We start from the raw sequence: 20,059 nt of genomic DNA on the forward strand, positions 1-20,059 counted from the left end.
TCTTGAGCGCTCCTCGCCGCCACCGGTGCCATTGTGACCACGACGGTCACGCTTTCCCACTTCACTTCGGCTTTCACATACACGTTCTTCGACATGGCTGATCAAGAATCTGTAACGGAGCTGACACCCGACAAGGCCCCCATCAAGGCTCGGGGGCTTGAAGGGGTCATTGCTCTTGAATCGGAGCTGTCCTCGATTGATGGAGATGAAGGCCAGCTCATCTACCGCGGCTACGACATCCACGACCTCGCCGACCACGCCTCGTTTGAGGAGGTCGTGTACCTCCTCCGCCACGGCGAGCTCCCGACCCAGGCCGAGCTCGACGACTTTTCCGAGCACCTGCGCAGCGAGCGGGCGCTCCCAGCCCCCATCCTGGACCTCCTGCGGGACACGCCCACGAGCGCCCATCCCATGGCGGTTCTCCGCACGGCGGTGTCCGCCCTCGCCCTCTACGACGAGGAGGAGGACGCGGGGAACGAGGCCGCCAACCACCGCACGGCCGACCGCATTCTTGCCCAAATCCCGACCATCATCGCGGCGTTTGACCGCCTGCGGAAGGGCGAGGAGCCCGTCGCCCCACTCGACCACGGGTCGATGGCCCACAACTTCCTCTACATGCTGAACGGAGAGGAGCCCGGCACGGCCGCCGAGGAGACCTTCGACGTGTGCCTCGTGCTACACGCCGACCACGGCCTGAACGCCTCCACGTTCACCAGCCGCGTCATCGGGTCTACCCTTTCGGACATGTATTCGGCGGTCGCCGGATCGATCGGCGCCCTCAAGGGCCCGCTGCACGGCGGGGCCAACCAGGAGGTCATGCGCATGCTGATCGACATTGACGAGAAGGGGGCAGACCCGGGCCCGTACGTGCAGGATCGCCTCGACGCCAACGAGCGCGTGATGGGCTTCGGCCACCGCGTCTACAACACCATGGACCCCCGCGCCGCCATCCTCCGCACCATGGTGAAGGAGCTCAGTGAGGAGGCCGGCGACATGAAGTGGTACGAGTACACCACGAAAATCCACGAGACGATGAAGGAGGAAACGGGCATCGATCCGAATGTGGACTTCTTCAGCGGCCCGACCTACTACCAGCTTGGGCTCGCCCCCGACCTCTTCACGACCATCTTTTCGCTGAGCCGCACGGCGGGCTGGACGGCCCACCTTCTGGAGCAGTGGGCCGACAACCGCCTCATCCGGCCGCGTGCCCAGTACGTGGGGGCGCACGACCGAACCGTGACCCCCATCGAGGAACGGTAGGGACTGCTCGGGGGCCGAAGTGAATCGTCGGTCCCCGAAACCTCTGCCTCTTTCCCCCCATTTTGATTCTTGACACGGGTGCCTCCGTGCGGAACGGAGCGCAACGCGGCACGTGTGCTCTTGGTCTCCCGACTGTTTTGCCACGTCACAATCCCTTCCAGGCCCATGGCCGTTGACACCAAGGAACGCCCTTCGGCGCCCCAACAGACGGATGCCTCCGCCGAACAGGAGGGGCGATTTCAGTCCTACCGCATCCGGACCGGCATGTTTGCGTGGATGATGCACCGCCTCACCGGCGTGGGGCTGGTCGTGTACCTCATTGTCCACATCTGGGGCCTCACCGCACTGACGGACCCGGAGACCTTCAACGCACTCATTGCGAAGTACCACAGTCCCATCTTCAAGGTCGGCGAGTTTGCCCTCCTGGTGGCCGTGGCCTACCACGCAATGAATGGCCTTCGACTCGTCCTCATCGACTTCCTGGGGTGGAGCCCGAAGCAGAAGAAGCTGTTCTGGACACTGGGAGGCGTTACGGCCGTGATCATCGCGGTGGGCGGTTGGCCCTCCATCTACGCCCTCGGCGAGTGGCTTCTCGGGCCCGGCTCAATGCCGACCCTCTTCCTCTAGCGTCTCCCGGCGTGCCTCTTCCCCCACCGGCTCACCCCTAGGCTCCTTCCTGCCATGGCTCAGACCAACGCGCTGAACTGGTTTCTGCATCGCATCACCGGCACGTTTCTCATCTTTATGCTGATCACCCACTTCTGGGTGCAGCACTACGACCACCAGGCTGCCTCGGTCACCCACGAGGTCGTCACGGAGAAAAATGAGATGCCGGACTACCCCGACGAAGCGAAGGAGGGCGTGCGGGCCCGCTTGGGACCGGACGCTGCGGCCACCCCGTACCAAGTGGTGATGCAGCGCCTGGCCGATCCGGTCTACGCGGTACTGTGGAAGGGATTCAACATTCTGTTCCTCGTGGTGGCGCTCCATCACGGCTTCTACGGCCTGAACAACGTGATGACGGACTACATCCGTGCCCCCATGGGGCGCCTTATTGCCCGTACGCTGTCTTGGACCGTGGCCCTCGGCCTGCTCATCATCGGGATGTACTCGGTGATCACGGCCGGGTGGTAAAGGACGTGCGTATTTCGTATTGCGTCTTTGGGGAGGTAGCTCTCCTCGCACGCAGTACGCTTACGCATCTACGCAATACGCAGCACGCAATACGCATCTACGCACCATGACTTTTGAGCACGATGTTGTCGTTGTTGGAGCGGGCGGATCTGGCCTGATGGCCGCCCTCTATGCCCGCGAGGGCGGGGCCGACGTGGGAGTGGTCTCGAAGCTGCATCCCCTCCGATCCCACACGGGGGCGGCCCAGGGCGGCATCGCCGCGTCCCTCGGCAACGAGGAGGAGGACCACTGGCTCTGGCACGCCTTCGACACGGTCAAGGGCAGCGATTACGTCGGCGACCAGGACGCGATCGAGGCGCTCTGCAAGGACGCCCCCCGCACGATCGTGGAGCTCGAGCACTACGGGGTGCCCTTCAGCCGCAACGAGGAAGGCACGATCTCGCAGCGGCGGTTCGGGGGGCACACGCGCAACTTCGGGGAGGCACCGGTCAAGCGCTCCTGCCACGCCGCCGACCGCACCGGCCACACAATCCTGCACACCCTCTATGACCAGTGCACGAAGCAGGGGGTCCGGTTCTACGATGAGTTTCAGGTGCTGGACCTCATCATGACGGAGGACGGAGAGTGTGCCGGCGTGGTGGCCTACGAGATCCTCACCGGCGAAATCCACACCTTCCACGCCAAGCAGGTGTGCTTCGCGACCGGCGGCTACGGCCGCGCCTTCGAGACCACCTCCAACGCCCACGCCGGCACGGGCGACGGCATGGGCATCATGCTGCGCAACGGCATCCCCCTGGAGGACATGGAGTTCGTGCAGTTCCACCCGACCGGCCTCTATCGCCTCGGGATTCTCATCACGGAGGGCGCACGCGGGGAGGGCGGCATCCTGCGCAACAGCGACGGAGAGCGCTTCATGGAGCGCTACGCGCCGACGGTGAAGGACCTCGCCCCGCGCGATCTCGTGAGTCAGTGCATCTACCAGGAGATCCGTGAGGGACGGGGCGTGCAGGGCGAAAACTACGTGCACCTTGACCTCACTCACCTCGACAACGCAATCCTCGATAAAAAACTGCCAGAGGTCACCGAGTTCTCGCGGACCTACATGGGCGTGGACCCGAAGGAGGAGCCCATTCCGGTCGTGCCCACCTGTCACTACGCGATGGGCGGAATCCCGGCCAACGAGGACGGCCACGTGGAGATGGGGGAACGGGGCGAGTATGTGCCAGGGCTTTATGCCGTGGGCGAGTGTGCCTGCGTGAGCATCCACGGCGCCAACCGCCTCGGCACCAACGCCCTGCTGGAGCTCGTGGTAATGGGCCGCCGCACCGGCATTGAAATGGCCAAGCAGGTGCGCCAGGGCAAGGACTACGCCCCGCTGCCCGAGACGCCTGAAGACGACACGCGCACCATGCTCGACGACTTGCTCTCCAACACCCGCGACGAGGGCGAACCCATCGTGAACGTGCGGAGCGAACTGCAAGAGACCATGATGGAGAACGTCTCGGTCTTCCGCAATGACGACACGCTCTCCACGGCCCTCAACGACCTCCAGGGCCTTCGGAAGCGCGCGAAAAACGTGGTCGTGGACGACAAGAGCAAGCGGTTCAACACGGACCTGATGGACGCGGTGGAAGTGGGCTTCATGGTCGACTACGCCGAGGCCATCGCCGGCGGTGCCCGCAACCGGACAGAGAGCCGGGGGGCCCACTCCCGCGAAGACTACGAGGAGCGCAACGATGAGGACTGGCTCAAACACACCCTCTTTCACAGCGACGGCAACGGCAACTACGAGTTTGACGACAAGGAGGTCGTCATCACCCGGTTCGAGCCGAAGGAGCGAAGCTACTAGGGGACCCGCCCCCATACGGGCCCTGGAGATCCAGGGCCACGCTCCGTTTTCACAGCTGTCTCCACACGCACAGCGCTTCTGGACTTATGGCTGAGATGCAGCTCAACATTGAAATCAAACGCTACAATCCCGAAGACGACGACGGGCCGCACTGGGAGTCGTATGAGGTGCCGGCCGACCCGCTCGACAGCGCCCTGTCACTTCTGCTCCACGTGAAGTGGCACATCGACGGCACCCTCTCGCTGCGCAAGAGCTGCGCGCACGGCATCTGCGGGTCCGACGCCATGCAGATCAACGGCGAGAACAAGCTCGCCTGCTCGGTACTGGTACAAGACCTGGTAGACGGAGACGGCGACACGATCACGTACGCCCCACTCCCCTCTGCCCCGGTGGTCAAGGACCTCATCATCGACCAGAGCCGCTTCTTCGAAAAGTACCGGGAGGTGAAGCCCTGGCTCATCACCGACGGACCGGCCCCGGAGCGGGAGCGGGAGCAGAGCCCCGAGGAGCACGCCATGATTGAGGACGCCACGAAGTGCATCATGTGCGGGGCCTGCACCCACGCCTGTCCCTCCACGTGGGCCGATCCGGACTACCTCGGCCCCGCGGCCATGCTGAAGGCATACCGCTACACCTTCGACAGTCGCGACGACGGCGCGGAGGAGCGCCTCGATGTGGTCGACTCGCCCGACGGCCTCTGGAAGTGCTACACCATCTTCAACTGCAACGAGGCCTGCCCGAAGGACATCGACATCACGCGTTGGCTCTCGGCCCTGAAGCGCCGCGCCGCGACGTCCCAGGCGTCTACCAAAGCGTAGTCGACCGGCTCCCCCTCTTTCCCCATTCCTGTCGGGTATCGCCCCCATCGAAGCCCCCTGTTCGTTCTTGGAGCAGGGGGATGTCTTTGTGCCTGTGCTTCCTCGTACCGTTTGGTGTCCCCTGGAGCCCCCCACATCTTGGGCACCGGATGTACGTCGGGAACCGATTCGTCCAGGGCATCCTTTCTCCAAGCAACAGGGCATGCACATCGGCACCAGTCGTCCGAAAAGCCCGCACGGAAAAGAATCTCATGTGGAAAATCTCCACGTGGAGGGTACGATTGTGCATCACGTCGTAGAGCACCGTCCGCTCAGTGAAGGCTGCGGAGCAGTTCACAGCGAAACGCATGCCCTCCACAGCTAAGAAAGGACCGACGGAGGTGCTATCGATCTCCATTTTCTTCTTGGATATCGTTCTTTTACAAATATTGATCAATATTTTTGTCCCAAATACAGATCTGGTTTTATGTTTGTGTGGTGATGTACATTGGAATCAAAGTACACCTTCGGGAGGACTTCTTTGTACTCAAGGGTCTTGTACAGGCCCTCCTTCACCGTACACCGAGGCAATCACTTCCTACGGATGCAACATATTGCCTTGAGAAGCCTCCGAGCTCTCCTAGCATGTGCGGCCGTCGGGGGCGCTCTTTTCATGGCCGGTCCTGTGATGGCCCAGGACCAGCGCGTTACTACGTACGACACAGAAGACGGCCTGCCGGAGATGCAGGTGTTTGATGGACTACAGGGACCGAGAGGGTACCTGTGGTTGGGCCTGTACAGTGGAGGAGTCGCCCGATTTGACGGTCAGGAGTTCAAGCAACTCACGATTGAGGACGGGCTTCCCGACAACCTGACGACGACGCTCCACGCCGACTCCGCCGGAAGGATCTGGATCGGGACACTCAATGGCCTGGCGCGCTACGACGGGCAAAGGATAGAAACGTTTACGACCGAGAACAGCCCACTCGCCCAGAACGACATCCAGTCGATCGTCGGCGGAAAGAATGGGAGACCGGTCTGGGTCGGAACGTCCGATGACGTGTACGCCCACGACGGGGAGGCCTTACGTGCCGTGGCCCCGGATCGCCTTCAAAGCCTTCACCCCGGCAGCCTCGCCAGCCGAGGCGACACGCTCTGGGTGGGGACGAGCGACGGCCTGTACCGGTACACCGACTCCACGCTCACCGCCCTGTCCGTGGCAGACCTCGACACCGCAGCGGTGACGACCCTCGCCACCTCCCCAAGCGGCCGCCTCTGGGTTGAGACGGAGCAGGGGCTGTTTCGGCGCGATGGGTCCCGCTTCGAGCAGCTCCCCGGGACGTCCGACCGGGACGTGCTGTCGATCCTGGACTCGGCGGGCCGGTCTCTCTGGCTTGGAACCCGAACCGGCCTCTACCGCTGGCAGAGCGGCCGGCTCCGGCCCACCGCCGTCGAGGGCGTCTCCGTTCAGGGCCTCTTTGAGGACCGGGAGCAGAATGTCTGGGTCACAACCGATTCGGACGGCCTCTACAAGTACCCCCACACGCCCTTCGACCACTTCTCCACCGCCGAGGGTCTGCCAGAAGGAGTTTCCTGGGAGATCGACGAGGGGCCAAACGGGAACCTGTGGGTTGCGACCCACGACGGGCTGAGCCGCTACGACGGCACCACGTTTACCGACGTCCCGGGCCCCAACGACCAGCTGCAACAGGAGCTGATCTCGGTCCACTGGACACAGGACGACGTTCTGTGGGTGGCAGCCCGGTCGACGCTCTTTCGGTACGACGGAGAGACCTACACCTCGTACGACCGGGTCGAGGGCGATCCCGTCGGCACAGTGACCGGCATCGCGGAGGCCCCTGACGGCACCCTCTGGTTCACGACCACCGAGCGTGGACTCCTCCGCCACGACGGCTCCGGCTTTACGCGCTTCACGACCGCCGATGGGCTGACGAGCAATCAGGCCCGGAGCATGGCGATCGATAGCACGGGCCAGGTGTGGGCCGGCAAGGGCGCAGCCCGCTTCGATGGCGAGTCGTTCCACCCCACCCCAGCGGTGGAGGACGCGGACCTCGGGGGGGTGTTGAGCCTGGAGGTTGACAGGAAGGGATACCTCTGGATCGGCACGCAGCGAGGCGTTTTCGTCCATCCCCCTCCGCAGCAGGGACGGGCGGACTCGCTCCACCACATCACCGACGACGACGGACTCAACGGCACGACCTCGGTCAATCTCCATCTTGACCGACGAGACAACCTCTGGGTCGGAAATGGGGGCGGATTCAATCGGATCGATGTACGCACGTACCACCAGACCGGAGAGGTGTCGGTTCGATCGTACGACAAAGACATCCACCTTCGGGGCGGGGTGGCGGCCGAGCACGCAACCTACGAGGACGACAACGGCAGGCTCTGGTTCGGGACGAGCGACGGCCTCGTGCGCTACAATCCCAGCGAGGATTTGGGGCAGCCTGCGCCGCCCAAGGCACACCTGACCAATGTCCAGCTGTACCCTGAGGATCTGGACTGGGGCCAGTACGCCGACGGCACCACCCCCTGGGAACAGCTTCCAACGAACCTGTCGCTTCCGTACGACAAGGATCATCTCATTTTTCGCTTCGTCGGCATCAATCACACCGTTCCTGATCAGGTCACGTACAAGTACCGCCTGGAAGGACTCGACGAGAGATGGTCGCGGCCCACGGAGCGACGGCGGGCCACCTACTCCAACCTACCGCCCGGCTCGTATACCTTTCAGGTCAAGGCAGCCAACAGCAACAACGTGTGGGGGCCTGTGGAGGCCTACTCTTTTGCCATCACGCCTCCCTTCTGGCGAACCACATGGTTTTACCTCCTGTCGGCCCTCGGCTTTATCGGGCTCGTCGCAGGAGCCATTCGCTGGCGCACCCGGATCTTGGAGAAGCGAAAGCGCCGACTGGAGCGAAAGGTCGCACAGCGCACCCGTCAGCTCAAGGACGCTCAGGAAGAGGCGCTTGCGGCCTCGAAGGCCAAAAGCAAGTTTCTGGCGAACATGAGCCACGAGATCCGCACACCGATGAACGGCGTCATCGGCTTTGCCGATCTCCTTTCCGACACCGAACTGACGACCGAGCAGCAGCAGTTCGTCGACGCGATCCAGGGCAGCGGCACTACACTCCTGTCGATTATTGACGACATCCTCAATTTTTCGAAGCTGGAGGCGGGCGAGACGGAGCTAGAGGAGACGCCCGTTCGCCTACAGACCTGCGTGGAGGACGCTCTGGATCCGCTTGCCGCAAGGGTCGCCGAGAAGGGACTCGAGCTGACCTACCTGATTGACTCGGCGGTCCCTTCGGTCATCCACAGCGACCGAACCCGGCTCCACCAAATTCTTCTCAACCTGCTGTCCAACGCGGCCAAGTTCACCGAGGACGGGGAAATCACACTTCGGGTACAGGTAGCGTCCTCCCCCTCTGCGCCGGACGGAAAATATGAGATTCACTTTTGTGTGCAGGACACCGGCATTGGCATCCCGGAGGAGGAGTGCGACCGGCTCTTCGAGTCGTTCAGCCAGGCCGACGCGTCGAAGAGCCGAGAGCACGGAGGCACTGGGCTCGGCCTCTCCATTTCCCAGCGGTTGGCAGAGGCGATGGGGGGAGAAATGTGGGTCGAGAGTGAGGTTGGCGAAGGGTCCACGTTCCACTTTACGATTGAGGCAGAAAAGGGCACGCAGACCGACGAAGATGGGGCCCCCACTGGCCCTTCCCCAGCCGTGGAGGGCGTGCCGGTCCTCATTGTCGCCCCCAACGAGACCGATCGTGCACTTCTCCAGCAGCAGACGGAGAGGTGGGGAATGAACGCCACCGTCTTCGCGTCGGGGACTGAGGCGCTCCAGGAGTTGGACGCAGAGGCCCCCTACGAGGTGGCCCTGGTGGACGAGCAACTGCCGACGACGAGCGGATCTGCCCTGGCGGCCCAGATTCGAGAGCAATCGGCCGATACGTCTCTTCCGGTCGTCCTCCTCAGCCCTGCACAGGCCGCGTCGTCCGGCCTCGCAGAGCCCACCTCTCGGCTCCACAAACCCATCAAGCAGTCGAGCCTCTACGACACGCTGACTGGGCTGCTGTCCGTCCACGAGGACACCGCCCCGAGCACCGAGGACACTCCATCCTCCCCCACCGCCTCGTCCCACCGTGTGCTCCTTGCGGAAGACAATGCCGTAAACCGGGAAATGACGACACAGCTATTGACGAAAATGGGCCATGAGATTCACACCGCCCCCGACGGAATGGAGGCCCTGGAGGCCGTCCGCGAACAGACCTACGACGTCATTTTGATGGACGTGCAGATGCCGGAGATGGACGGGCTAGAAGTGACGCGGCGCCTGCGGAACGAAGACCTACCGGGGAAGCAGCCGTACGTCGTGGCCCTCACGGCCTCTGCCACGAAGGAGGACCGCAGGCGCTGCCTGGACGCAGGGATGGACGCCTTTCTCAGCAAACCAATCCGGAGAGACGACTTGGCCGGAGTCCTCCCCCCTGACGAGCCGCCGAGGACGACGCCCCGGGTCGAGGACCAGGCCACGCCCGACGCGTAGGCACTAGCGCTGGGGGGCCGGGCCGGTGTCAAATGGCACAAACACCCCTCGATGCCCCGCGGCATCCAGAATGGCTGCACCACTGAAGCACGGAAGGGAACGGGAGACAAAGAGCAGCCGGAGGCGGCGCAGGCCCCTCCACACTCGGGTTGGCTTCGTCGCTCCTTCCCCACGCGGGGCACCCTCTAGGCCGGGAGCGATGATGGGCACGCTCCCCGAGCTATCTTGAGCACGTCGGCAAGCACACCCGCCGCCGTCACGGACGGGCCCGCCCCCGGCCCGCGCACGACGAGGGGCACGTCGGCGTACCGATCTGTCGTAATCTCGAACAGATTTTCCTGCGCCCCCAACTGTCCAACGGCCGTGCTGTCCGGCACGAGTTCGAGCCCCCCCTCAATGCCCTCCGACGAAAAGTGGCCCACGTACTGAAGCACCGCGTCCTCGGCCGCCGCGGTCGCCTGCCGCTCCTGCCAGCGCGCATCGACCCCGGAAAGGCGGCGAAGGAAGTCATCGCGGGGGGACTCAGCGAGTGCATCCGGCACCAGCGATTCGACCTGCACGTCCGAGGGCTCGATGGCGTAGCCGGCGGTACGCGCGAGGATCAGGAACTTGCGCGCCACATCGTTCCCCGAGAGGTCGTCGCGTACATCGGGTTCGGCGTAGCCGCGATCAACGGCCGCCTGCACTGCTTCACTGAAGGAACATCCGTCTCGCAGTGTACTGAACAGGAAGGTCAACGTGCCAGACACGACCCCACGGATTGAGCGCACACGGTCCCCGGTGGCAACGAGGGTCCGGACGGTCTGCACCACGGGCAGGCCCGCCCCAACGGTCGTCTCGTAGCGATACTGCACGCCCGCGTCCGCCGCGACGGCCCGCAACCGATCGAAGGCGGCCTGCGATCTCGTGTTGGCGAGCTTGCTCGGCGTGACGACGTGAATCCCTGCCTGGAGGAGCGTCTCGTAGCGGGCCGCCACGTCGGGCGCACCAGTGGCGTCGACGAAGACAAGGGGGCGTGGCGCCTCCTGTGTGAGACGATCTATGATGGCGGACCAGTCGGGCGGTGCGGCCTCTTCCATCTCGCCGAGCAGGGCCTCCGGGCCGCAATCGGGGGCGACCCAGGCGGCGCGGCGCGTCGTACAGGCGCCAATGAGACAAAGGGCGTGCCCGTCTTCCCCTCGGGCATGGATCTGTTGCACCAACGCGGTCCCAATGTCCCCCATGCCCGCCACGTACACGTGGGTCGGAGAAGGAGATGAGGACTTTGATTCAGCGACTGGAGAAGCGAGTGAAGACGAATGAGGGGTCATCGGTTGGGCGTGTACATGAAGAGGCATCTCTAAGCGAGCATCGGGGCAGGCACGATCCGGGTTCCGGGGACCTCGGGACGGTGCGTGCATCGGACACGGAGTGGAATTCCAGCGTCGATCAGCGGGTCGAGTGTGCACGGGTGCATCCCGAGCCGTCCGGTTTTCGTCCAGGTGCGGGCCTGATCGAAGTCGATGCGTTCGAGGGGTCGCGCGTCGTCGTGCTCGTCTGGGTCGCGGGTATACAGGCCGTCCACGTCGGTCCAGCGCTCCATCCGTTCCGCGCCCAGCGCCCGGGCAAGAACGGCCGCCGACAGGTCGCTCCCCCCTCGCCCGAGCGTCGTGGTCACGCCGTCGGCCGTCCCCCCGACGAAGCCCGGAACGATCGGGACACCGTCGGCCCGGGACCGATGCCAGTCGCGCACCCGTCGACGGGTGGGGGCCCACTGCACCGTCGCGTCGCCGTGCGCGGCGTCGGTGCAGAGGAGAGCCGTTGCATCGACACTCTGAGAGACCTGTCCGTGGGCGTCGAGCGCAGCGGCCAGCAGCGGCACCATCAGCCGTTCGCCGGCGGCCAGCACGGCGTCACGAGCCGCGGCGGCATTCGGCCCCGCCCTCTCTCGGAGTGCGCGGTGCAGCTCCGAAAGTTCTGCCTGCAGGGCGGTGGCGTAGCGGGCCCGCAGTTCCTCGTCGGTGAGGGTGTTGGCGGCAAGGGTGTGGTAACACTGCCCCACGCGCCGTGTCCAGGCCTCAGCGGTCGCAGGGTCGGCCTGGGCTTCCTCAGCGGCCCGTACAAGGTCGTTTGTAACACCGGCCGCGGCGGACACCACCACGACCGGCCGACACGCCTCGGTGGCGGCGCAAACAATGCGGACCGCGTTGCGCACACCCTCGGCGGTGCCGACCGACGTGCCACCGAACTTGAGGACGCGGACGGGGCGAGCTGTGTGTTCGGACGTGGGCGCGGAGGGATCAGGCATGCGAGTTTGTTTCTCTCAGGATGAATGGTGCGTAGATGCACAGCGCGTGATACGCCGCAGCGGACGCTGCCGCACGGTCGGTGGCCCTGCCGGAGAAGGGACGCTCCCCACCCGTCGTCCACGTCCGGGCCTCGCCTCAGGCCGCGACGGACGGGCGGACGGTTGCCCGCCACGCCGAGACGAGGTCGTTGAGGGCATCAAGTTCGATGAGAAACGTGTCGTGTCCGTGCGGCGCCGACAGCACCTCCAAGGTGGCCTCGGGCAGGTGCTCCGCAAGTTCCTCCTGCTCGGACAGCGGGTACAGGACGTCCGAGTCGATGCCCACGATCAGGCTCGGCTGTTCGATGCCCCGAAGCACCGCTTCGTAGTCGCCGCGGCCACGGGCCACGTCGTGGGTGTCCATCTGCCGGGTGAGGGCCACGTAGCAGTGTGCGTCGAAGCGGTCGACGAGCGTGTCGCCGTGATGGTGGAGGTAGCTCTCCACGGCGTAGGGCGTGCCGTCCTTCTCCGGCATCGCGTCGCGGCCGAAGCGCCCCTCAAAGGACGAATGGGAGCGATACGACACCATCGCCATCATGCGGGCCGTGGCGAGGCCCTTCTTCGGGGGATCGTCCGGCGGGTAGCGGCCGCCCCGCCACTTCGAATCGGCAAAGATGGCCTGCCGCTGCGCCTCGCCCCACCCAATCTGCCAGGCCGTGTGGCGCCCGCCCACGGCGACCGGCACGACCGACCGCACGAACGGGGCCCCACTGTCGGTGGTCTCGAAGGCCCACTCCAGCACGTGCATGCCCCCCATCGATCCGCCCACGGCACACGCCACCCGCTGCACGCCGAGGGCCTCCAGCGCGCGCCGATGGAGGCGGACCGTGTCACGGGTCGTAAATGCCGGGAAGCCGGCCCCGTAGCGCTCGCCGGTGTCCGGGTTCGTCGTCACCGGCGACACCGAGCCGTAGGGGGAGCCCGGCACGTTCAGGCACACCACGAAGTCGTCCGTAGGGTCGAGGGCACGGCCGGGCCCCAGGAGCCCGCCCCACCAGTCAGCCACGTCCGTGTCGCCGGTCAGGGCATGACACACCAGGACGGCGTTGGTGCCCGCCGCGTTGAGCGTTCCCCACGTCTGGTACGCCACAGGCACGTCTCGCAGCACTGTGCCGTCTTCGAGGGGGAATGTTGAAATGGTCAGCGTCTGCGACATCGGAGGGGATTGGAGATGGCGGCACGAGCAGAAGGAGGGGCGCGGGCCGCGTGAAGAGTGATGGGGGATGCGTGCAGAACTGCCCCTCACACGTCACGCCTCACGGATCACGCCTCGCGTTTCACGTAGCAGTCGGCGTCGGAAGTGCCGTGAATGCTTGATCGAAATCCGCCTTGATGTCGTCGATGTGCTCGATGCCGACGGAGACCCGCACCATGTCGGGCTCGACGCCGGAGGCCTTCTGCTCCTCCTCGGTCAGCTGCTGATGGGTGGTAGACGCGGGGTGGATGACGAGCGTCTTCGCGTCCCCCACGTTGGCGAGGTGACTGGCCAGCTCCACGTTTTCAACGAAGCGCTTGCCGCCTGCGACGCCGCCCTCCACCCCAAACGTGAGCACCGCGCCGTACCCGTTCTCCAGATACCGATTGGCACGCTCGTGGTAGGGATGATCCTCCAATCCCGGGTAGCTGACCCACGACACCGCGTCCTGCTCCCGGAGCCACGTCGCCAGCTCGAGTGCATTGTCGCAGCTCCGCTGCACGCGCAGGGAGAGCGTTTCGAGGCCCTGCAGCAGGAGGAACGAGCCGAACGGGTTCTGGGCCGGGCCGAAGTCGCGCAGCCCTTCCACACGAGCCCGCATCGCGAAGGCGACGTTCGTGTCGAGCACGCCGTCCGGGCCGAACGTTTCCCAGAACTGGAGGCCGTGGTAGTTGGGGTTCGGCTCGGTGAACTCAGGGAAGCGGCCGTTGTCCCAGGGAAACGTCCCCGCGTCCACAATGACGCCGCCGATGGTGGTGCCGTGGCCGCCGATCCACTTCGTGGCGCTGGCGGTCACGATGTCGGCGCCGTGCTCGATGGGGGCGCACAGGAAGCCTGCCGCGCCGAACGTGTTGTCCACCACCAGGGGCACGCCGTGGTCGTGCGCGATGTCGGCGATCCGCTCGAAGTCCGGAATGTTGAAGCGCGGATTGCCGATCGTCTCCAGGTAGACCGCCTTGGTGTTCTCGTCGATCAGGCGTTCGATCGAGTCCGGGTCGTCGCCGTCGGCGATGTGGACGTCGAGGCCGCGGCGGGGGAAGGAGTTCTTAAATTGATTGTAGGTCCCGCCGTAGAGGTAGCTCGTGGAGACGATGTTGTCGCCGTGCTCGCAGAGCGTGTTGAGGGCCAGGAACTGGGCGGACTGCCCGCTGGCGGTGGCCACGGCCGCGACGCCGCCTTCGAGCGCGGCCACCCGCTTCTCGAAGACATCGTTCGTCGGGTTCATGATGCGGGAGTAGATGTTGCCGAACTCTTCGAGGGCAAAGAGGTCGGCCCCGTGCTCCGCATCGTCGAAGGTGTAAGAGGTGGTGGCGTAGATGGGCACGGCCCGGGCGTTGGTGGCCGGGTCCGGCTCCTGTCCCGCGTGGAGTTGGCGGGTTTCGTAGCGGGGCACCTCGGGGGCGTCGGGCTGCCCGGATTCCTGGGGGTCGTGCTGTCCGTTCTCGGTACTCATAAAAATATCGGCTCTCTGGATGAAGAGGACTGAAGCACTCATCCAGAAGAGCCGAAGGAGTCCGGAGGACACTCCGTTCTACGCCTTCGTGCACCGGCACGGCCGGGGACAAAAGAAAAATCCCCAGCCGCCAGGAAAGCAGATGGGGATCAACAACCAAACGGTCGTGGGTCCCACTCATCTTTCCTCGACAGCGGTCGAGGCAGGATGGGGCACCTTTCCGTCGGGGGTGCCGACGGCGGTTGCCAGGGCTTCATCGGGCCTGCTCCCTTCACCCTTCTGGATGAATGTGGTGCTACTAGTGTGTTGCAGTAGCAGCGTATATCTTGAACGCTGCCCTCAGCAATGTCAATGGTCAGTTATGAAGAAAGAACCAATAGGCCGACTCGACCCATCGGCCAACTACTGCTTCTCGACGGTGACGCTCCGTAGCGTGTCGTTCTCCTCGATCGCATCAACCACGTCTTGTCCCTCAATCACATCGCCAAACACGGTGTGCTTGCCGTCGAGGTGCGACTGCGGCGCCCGCGTGATGAAGAACTGGCTGCCGTTCGTGTTGGGGCCTGCGTTGGCCATCGAGAGAACGCCCGTCTCGTGCGTGAGCGGGTTCTCCTCAATCTCGTCGTCAAACTCGTAGCCCGGCCCTCCACGGCCCGTACCGGTGGGATCCCCGCCCTGTACCATGAAGCCCTCGATGACGCGGTGAAACGGAATGCCGTCGTAGAACTCCTCCTGGGCCAGGAAGGCGAAGTTGTTGACCGTGTGGGGGGCGTGCTCTGGATAGAGCTCAGCGCTGATCGTCCCCTTACTGGTCTCAAAAGTTGCTTCGTAAACGGCGTCCGTGTCAATTTGAAGGTTGGGAGGACTGTCCCACTGCGGATGGTCGGCCATGGAGGAAGGAGAACGTCAGCAAAAAGACGAACAGGATTGCTTCTGTCCGACGGCGGGCATGAGGTGGTGTTTCGGGGCCGCCGTCGTCTTTCCGGAAAGCCCATTGCCGCCCCTGAAGCGGGCCCGAAGCACAGCGTAGACCGTTTCCGCACACGCCCCTTGCACACGTCCTCACACCGCTCAGGGATGCTGTGTTGCTGAATATCAAGTTCTCGGACGACACGACGCACCGAACGGAGTTTCATTTTCAACACGCCGTAGCGAACGTCAAGTGGTCTCCGGATGGCAGCCCCCATGATGACCGTCTTTGCCTTCCCTGCTCAGCAAGGCACTGGCCGAAGGCTTCGGGGGCGGCGTTGCATCGAAGGGCAGCGATCGATGGAAGGCAAAGTGCCTTTCAGAGCCGAGAGCTCCCACTTTCGGAAGACGAGGCGTCCGATAAACCGAACTGCCCGACTCGTGGGGATGCGGAGTTGGGCCCACGCACGCGACGGCCTGGCGGGCATTCTCGAAGCGCCCGGACTTTTCAAGCAGGGCGCGGAGGGGCTGCCCCCAGGGGCCGAGGGATAAATTAGGCGGGACAAATAGGGACAGACTCTCCGTCCATGTCATCGGCCCTCGGCCGTTGGGGCTCTTTACATGACGGTTAACCATTTGGTTGAACCAGGCGGTTGACCTCCAGTTGCACCGGATGTTCCTGTCCGACACACCTTGTTCATGACCAGCTCCCCCACCCCTCTTTCCGAATACTCCGAGACGGAGCAGCAGATTTTCGACGCGGCGCTCCATGTGTTTGCCCGCGAAGGCCGACATGGAGCCCGGATGCAGGCCATCGCCGACGCCGCCGACATCAACAAGGCGATGCTGCACTACTACTTTGAGGACAAAGAGACGTTGTACGAAGAGGTGTTTACCTATACGGTAGAGCGATTCATGGCGTCGTTCGGCGCCTCGTTGCGTGAAGCCTCGACCTTCGAGAACACCCTGCGCGCATTTATCGACGGGTACATCGAGTTCGTGCGCTCCGACGAGGCGGCCATGCGCCTGATGATTCAGGAAAACCTCGCCGGGGGAGACCTGCTCGGTGCGCACCTGCGCGAGGCAACCAACGCCGGTGACGCACCGCCTCAGATCCTGGTAGAAACCATTGCATCGGCGGTGGACGCCGGAGAGATCCGGGCGGTGGACCCGCAGCACACGGTGCTCTCCGTGGTCTCGACCTGCCTCTTCTTCTTCGTGGCACGGCCGACTGTACAGATCATGCACCCCGCCGCGGAGGACGACTGGGGCGCCTTCGTGGAGGCTCGAAAGGATCACCTGTTCGACCTGATTTACCACGGCCTGGCGCCCTGACCGGGAGGAGGCCGGGGGTCTTAGAGTCTGTTTTGATTTTGGGTCGGATCGCGAGAGCGAGAATTGGCGGAGCGAAAATCGCCCCTGAACAAGGCCTGTGGTGGTGCGCCCTGAGCGCCAGCGAAGCGACGCGAAGCTGGTGCTGCCGTGCAGTGAAGTGCTTTCAGAGTGCTACCGGCCGAATAAAGGGGCGATTTGCAGCCCGTCAAGGCCGCTCGGAGCGCCCCGAGCAGGGCGAGGAAGTACTCCCCGGGGGGCCCGAGAGATAAATTGAAACAGACGCTTAGCCCCCCAACTGGAATGAGACATGGGACTCGGGCTGCACCCCGAGAATGACCGTTCGATGTTGCAATGTTCACGTCACTCGTTTTCAGATGAAGACTGATCGCCTTGCCGTGCTCGCGTTTCTGGCGGTCGTGCTCGCCGTCACGGGATGTTCACTGACCCCGGAGATGTCGACCCCGAAGGCGGAAGAAGAGCTTCCCGATCGGTTTGAGGCGGCCCCCGGTGACACGACGCTGCCTGCCGCGGCGGCCGACACGGCTGCTTACAACGCGACGCGGTGGTGGACCGGATACGACGACCCGGCCTTGACCGCCCTCGTGGACACGGCCCTGATCGCCAACCTCGAGTTGGAGTCCGCGCGGGCTCGGGTGGAGGAGCTGGCGGCGCAGTTCCGGATCGCGCGGGCGCCACTCTTTCCGAGCGTCGATGCCAACGGACAGATCAGCTACCAGAACCAGCCAGCGAACACCGGCATCGGCGGGGCCATCGGAGGGGACGGCGGAAGCGGAGAGGCCGAACGTGGGGACGGCCCGCCGCCGGGCGACGAGCAATCCCAGCAGTTTTCCGACCGCTTCGAGTTTACCGACTACCAGGCCACGCTCGGGCTCTCCTACGAGCTCGACTTCTGGGGCCGCGTGCGGAGCCAGCGCGAGGCAGCCCTCAGCCAGTACTTTGCCACGGCCGCGGACCTGCAGACCGCCCGCCTCTCGGTCATCAGCCAGGCGATCTCAACGTATGCCCAGATCGCGTCCCTTCGGCGTCGGGTCCGCCTCGGAGAGCGGGCCGTTGGTCTCCTGGAGGAGCGGGTGGCGGTGACCGAAGACCGGTACGCCCGCGGCCTGGTGCCGTCGTTTCAGCTGTACACGGTCCGCCAGAACCTACAGGCCGCGCAGGCCGACCAGCCGGACCTGGAGCGCCGATTGTACGAGGCCCAGAGCCGCCTCGCGACGCTCCTTGGGCGGTTTGCGGGGGAGCAGCGCACAGTCCTTCCCGACTCGATGGCCGTCCCCATCAACCCGGAGCCGATTCCGGCCGGTCTCCCGTCGGACCTGCTCATGCAGCGGCCCGACGTGCGTGGGGCCGCTCTTCGGCTGGAGGCGGCCCGCCAGGAGATCGGGGGGGCCCGGGCCGAGATGCTGCCGCGCCTGTCCCTCACGGGACAGAGTGGCACGCAGAGCAGCGAGCTGGCCGACCTGGTCGATCCCGGCCAAGTGTTCGCCAGCTTCGCCGGCCAGCTGACGGCTCCCCTGTTCCAGGGCGGCCGGCTCCGCGCCAACCTCAGCGCCGCGGAGGCGCGCTACCGCCAGCAGGCCGCAACCTACGAGCAGACCGTGCTCACCGCCTTCCAGGAGGTAAAGGCATCCCTGGTCGCCTACGAGAAGCAGCGGCAGCGACACCGTAAGGTGCAGCGGCAGGTCGAGACGGCCCGGGACGCCTTCGAGACCCAGCGTGACCGCTACGAACGCGGTGTGGGGGATGTCCTCTCTTTGATCGACGCCGAGCGGACCCTGGTGCAGGCCCGGACGCGGTTGGCCAGTGTCCAGCTGGCCATCGTCAACGCCCGACTCACCCTCCACCGGGCGCTCGGCGGGCCCTGGACGAAAGCAGAATCCGTCGACGATCCACGTCTCTTCCGGTAGCGCAGTTCTCGCATGCCTTCCGTCCCCAGCCTCCTTTTTCGACCGACCCTTTTGATCCATGGACGTTAGCAGTCTCAAGTGGCCTCTCATCGGGGGCGGTCTCCTCCTCGGAACCGCTGCCGTCGTGGCCCTGCTTGTCGTGTTCGCCCCGGAGCCAGAGACGAGCGAGCCGCCACCCCAATCGCCCCTCGTCTCGACGACGCCCGTAGACGTGCGTGCCGGCAGCCTCCTCGTGCGGGGGACCGGCACCGTACGGCCCGTCCGGGAGATTGACCTTACGGCCGAGGTGGGCGGGCGCATCGTGGAGGTGTCCGACGCCCTCGTGAGCGGCGGCCGGTTCGGAGCCGGGGCCTCCCTCGCCCGCATCGACCCGTCGGACTACCGGAGCGCTGTCGAGCAGGCCGAGGCCCAGGTCACCCAGGCGAAGGTGCAGCTTCTGCAGGCCCAGGAGGAGGCGGGCGCCGCCCGTGAGGACTACGAGCGCCTCCAAGGCCGGACGGGCGAGGCACCCGACCCCGACAGCACGGAGCTCGGGCGGCTCGTCTTCAACGAGCCGCAAGTGGCGCAGGCCCAGTCGGAGCTCGAACGCGCCCAGGCCGTCCTCAGCGACGCGCGAACGAATCTTGAGCGGACCCGTCTCCAGGTGCCCTTCGCCGGCCGGGTGCGCCAGAAGCAGGCCGATCTGGGCGCGTATGTGGCGCCCGGCACGCCCATCGCCACGGTATACGGCACGCAGGAAGCGGAGATCGTCGTGTCGCTCCCGTCCCGCAAGGCCGCCCTGATCAAGAACCTATGGTCGACGGGCGAGCAGGCGGCGGGCGCCAGGCCTCCGGCCACCGTGACGCACTCGTACGGCGACCAAACATTCGCGTGGACGGGCCGCGTGCATCGGGTCGAGGGCGCGATTGACGAACAGACCCGCACGGTCGACGTGGTGGTGCGCATATCGGACCCGTACGGTCAGGCCCCGACCGTGCAGTCTCGGCGGCCCGAGCGGCCACGGGAGACGACGCGCCCTCCCTTGGCCGTGGGCACCTATGCGACCGTCGACATTGAGGGCCGCCGGGACGGCACCTACCACGTGGTGCCCCGCCGGGCCGTCCACACCCGAGCGCCCGACCAGCCGCCAGTCGTCTGGACAGTGGCCGGCGACTCGATGCTGGTCGAGCGCACCGTCGAGCCGATCCAGACAGTGGAGGAGCAGACCTACCTCGCCCCGACACTCGGCGCCGGCACTCGGGTCATCACGACGGACCTGCGGGTTCACACGGACAGCATGAGGATTCGCGTGAGCCAATAAAAC

14 protein-coding genes and 1 riboswitch are annotated in these 20,059 nt (G+C 65.1%); of the genes, 9 read left to right on the top strand and 5 right to left on the bottom strand.

The window, feature by feature from the left end:
* The first annotated feature begins 93 nt into the window (after positions 1–93).
* The 6 genes from B7R93_RS04360 (at position 94) to B7R93_RS04390 (ending at position 9,613) form a co-directional block, all read left to right on the top strand.
* Entirely contained in the window at positions 94–1,260 is a 1,167-nt protein-coding gene (locus B7R93_RS04360) for a citrate synthase (protein WP_103019859.1), read from the top strand.
* 165 nt (positions 1,261–1,425) lie between these two features.
* A complete protein-coding gene (gene sdhC / locus B7R93_RS04365) occupies positions 1,426–1,887 on the top strand; it encodes a succinate dehydrogenase, cytochrome b556 subunit (protein ID WP_103019602.1) in 462 nt (153 codons plus the stop codon).
* A gap of 54 nt (positions 1,888–1,941) precedes the next feature.
* On the top strand, positions 1,942–2,394 hold the full coding sequence (locus B7R93_RS04370) for a succinate dehydrogenase hydrophobic membrane anchor subunit (protein ID WP_103019603.1): 453 nt from the start codon (positions 1,942–1,944) through the stop codon (positions 2,392–2,394).
* 106 nt (positions 2,395–2,500) lie between these two features.
* A complete protein-coding gene (sdhA, locus tag B7R93_RS04375; protein WP_103019604.1) occupies positions 2,501–4,243 on the top strand; it encodes a succinate dehydrogenase flavoprotein subunit in 1,743 nt (580 codons plus the stop codon).
* Between the two features lie 86 nt (positions 4,244–4,329).
* Positions 4,330–5,061: a succinate dehydrogenase iron-sulfur subunit gene (locus B7R93_RS04380; RefSeq protein ID WP_103019605.1), complete on the top strand. Its 732-nt coding sequence runs from the start codon at positions 4,330–4,332 to the stop codon at positions 5,059–5,061.
* 652 nt (positions 5,062–5,713) lie between these two features.
* Positions 5,714–9,613, top strand: coding sequence for a hybrid sensor histidine kinase/response regulator (locus tag B7R93_RS04390; protein WP_232798005.1), 3,900 nt, complete (start codon positions 5,714–5,716; stop codon positions 9,611–9,613).
* Between the two features lie 185 nt (positions 9,614–9,798).
* Here B7R93_RS04390 and B7R93_RS04395 read toward each other — a convergent pair whose 3' ends face one another.
* The 5 genes from B7R93_RS04395 to B7R93_RS04415 form a co-directional block, all read right to left on the bottom strand.
* A complete protein-coding gene (locus B7R93_RS04395; RefSeq protein ID WP_103019608.1) occupies positions 9,799–10,923 on the bottom strand; it encodes a homoserine dehydrogenase family protein in 1,125 nt (374 codons plus the stop codon).
* 29 nt (positions 10,924–10,952) lie between these two features.
* On the bottom strand, positions 10,953–11,900 hold the full coding sequence (locus B7R93_RS04400; RefSeq protein ID WP_103019609.1) for an aspartate kinase: 948 nt from the start codon (positions 11,898–11,900) through the stop codon (positions 10,953–10,955).
* Between the two features lie 136 nt (positions 11,901–12,036).
* Positions 12,037–13,095 (bottom strand): homoserine O-acetyltransferase MetX, encoded by a 1,059-nt coding sequence (gene metX / locus B7R93_RS04405; protein WP_103019610.1) that lies wholly within the window; start codon positions 13,093–13,095, stop codon positions 12,037–12,039.
* A 121-nt stretch (positions 13,096–13,216) separates the two neighbouring features.
* Positions 13,217–14,629 carry an O-acetylhomoserine aminocarboxypropyltransferase/cysteine synthase family protein gene (locus tag B7R93_RS04410; RefSeq protein ID WP_103019611.1) on the bottom strand — a complete coding sequence of 471 codons (1,413 nt, stop codon included), beginning with the start codon at positions 14,627–14,629 and terminating at the stop codon, positions 13,217–13,219.
* A gap of 132 nt (positions 14,630–14,761) precedes the next feature.
* A riboswitch (SAM riboswitch) is annotated at positions 14,762–14,877 on the bottom strand.
* A 112-nt stretch (positions 14,878–14,989) separates the two neighbouring features.
* Positions 14,990–15,478 (bottom strand): peptidylprolyl isomerase, encoded by a 489-nt coding sequence (locus tag B7R93_RS04415; protein ID WP_103019612.1) that lies wholly within the window; start codon positions 15,476–15,478, stop codon positions 14,990–14,992.
* Between the two features lie 717 nt (positions 15,479–16,195).
* Between B7R93_RS04415 and B7R93_RS04425 the strand changes: the two genes are divergently transcribed.
* The 3 genes from B7R93_RS04425 (at position 16,196) to B7R93_RS04435 (ending at position 20,056) form a co-directional block, all read left to right on the top strand.
* Positions 16,196–16,831 carry a TetR/AcrR family transcriptional regulator gene (locus tag B7R93_RS04425; RefSeq protein WP_232798006.1) on the top strand — a complete coding sequence of 212 codons (636 nt, stop codon included), beginning with the start codon at positions 16,196–16,198 and terminating at the stop codon, positions 16,829–16,831.
* 374 nt (positions 16,832–17,205) lie between these two features.
* Positions 17,206–18,756, top strand: a complete 1,551-nt coding sequence (locus B7R93_RS04430; protein WP_103019614.1) for an efflux transporter outer membrane subunit — start codon at positions 17,206–17,208, stop codon at positions 18,754–18,756.
* 58 nt (positions 18,757–18,814) lie between these two features.
* Positions 18,815–20,056 carry an efflux RND transporter periplasmic adaptor subunit gene (locus B7R93_RS04435; protein WP_103019615.1) on the top strand — a complete coding sequence of 414 codons (1,242 nt, stop codon included), beginning with the start codon at positions 18,815–18,817 and terminating at the stop codon, positions 20,054–20,056.
* Positions 20,057–20,059: the final 3 nt, after the last annotated feature.

This window comes from Salinibacter altiplanensis (genome assembly GCF_002894645.1).
Classification (GTDB): Bacteria; Bacteroidota; Rhodothermia; order Rhodothermales; family Salinibacteraceae; genus Salinibacter; species Salinibacter altiplanensis.

Coding starts and splice junctions, on each gene's coding strand:
- B7R93_RS04360 (WP_103019859.1), top strand. CDS start 94: ATGGCTGATCAAGAATCTGTAACGGAGCTGACACCCGACAAGGCCCCC.
- sdhC (WP_103019602.1), top strand. CDS start 1,426: ATGGCCGTTGACACCAAGGAACGCCCTTCGGCGCCCCAACAGACGGAT.
- B7R93_RS04370 (WP_103019603.1), top strand. CDS start 1,942: ATGGCTCAGACCAACGCGCTGAACTGGTTTCTGCATCGCATCACCGGC.
- sdhA (WP_103019604.1), top strand. CDS start 2,501: ATGACTTTTGAGCACGATGTTGTCGTTGTTGGAGCGGGCGGATCTGGC.
- B7R93_RS04380 (WP_103019605.1), top strand. CDS start 4,330: ATGGCTGAGATGCAGCTCAACATTGAAATCAAACGCTACAATCCCGAA.
- B7R93_RS04390 (WP_232798005.1), top strand. CDS start 5,714: ATGGCCGGTCCTGTGATGGCCCAGGACCAGCGCGTTACTACGTACGAC.
- B7R93_RS04395 (WP_103019608.1), bottom strand. CDS start 10,923: ATGACCCCTCATTCGTCTTCACTCGCTTCTCCAGTCGCTGAATCAAAG.
- B7R93_RS04400 (WP_103019609.1), bottom strand. CDS start 11,900: ATGCCTGATCCCTCCGCGCCCACGTCCGAACACACAGCTCGCCCCGTC.
- metX (WP_103019610.1), bottom strand. CDS start 13,095: ATGTCGCAGACGCTGACCATTTCAACATTCCCCCTCGAAGACGGCACA.
- B7R93_RS04410 (WP_103019611.1), bottom strand. CDS start 14,629: ATGAGTGCTTCAGTCCTCTTCATCCAGAGAGCCGATATTTTTATGAGT.
- B7R93_RS04415 (WP_103019612.1), bottom strand. CDS start 15,478: ATGGCCGACCATCCGCAGTGGGACAGTCCTCCCAACCTTCAAATTGAC.
- B7R93_RS04425 (WP_232798006.1), top strand. CDS start 16,196: ATGACCAGCTCCCCCACCCCTCTTTCCGAATACTCCGAGACGGAGCAG.
- B7R93_RS04430 (WP_103019614.1), top strand. CDS start 17,206: ATGAAGACTGATCGCCTTGCCGTGCTCGCGTTTCTGGCGGTCGTGCTC.
- B7R93_RS04435 (WP_103019615.1), top strand. CDS start 18,815: ATGGACGTTAGCAGTCTCAAGTGGCCTCTCATCGGGGGCGGTCTCCTC.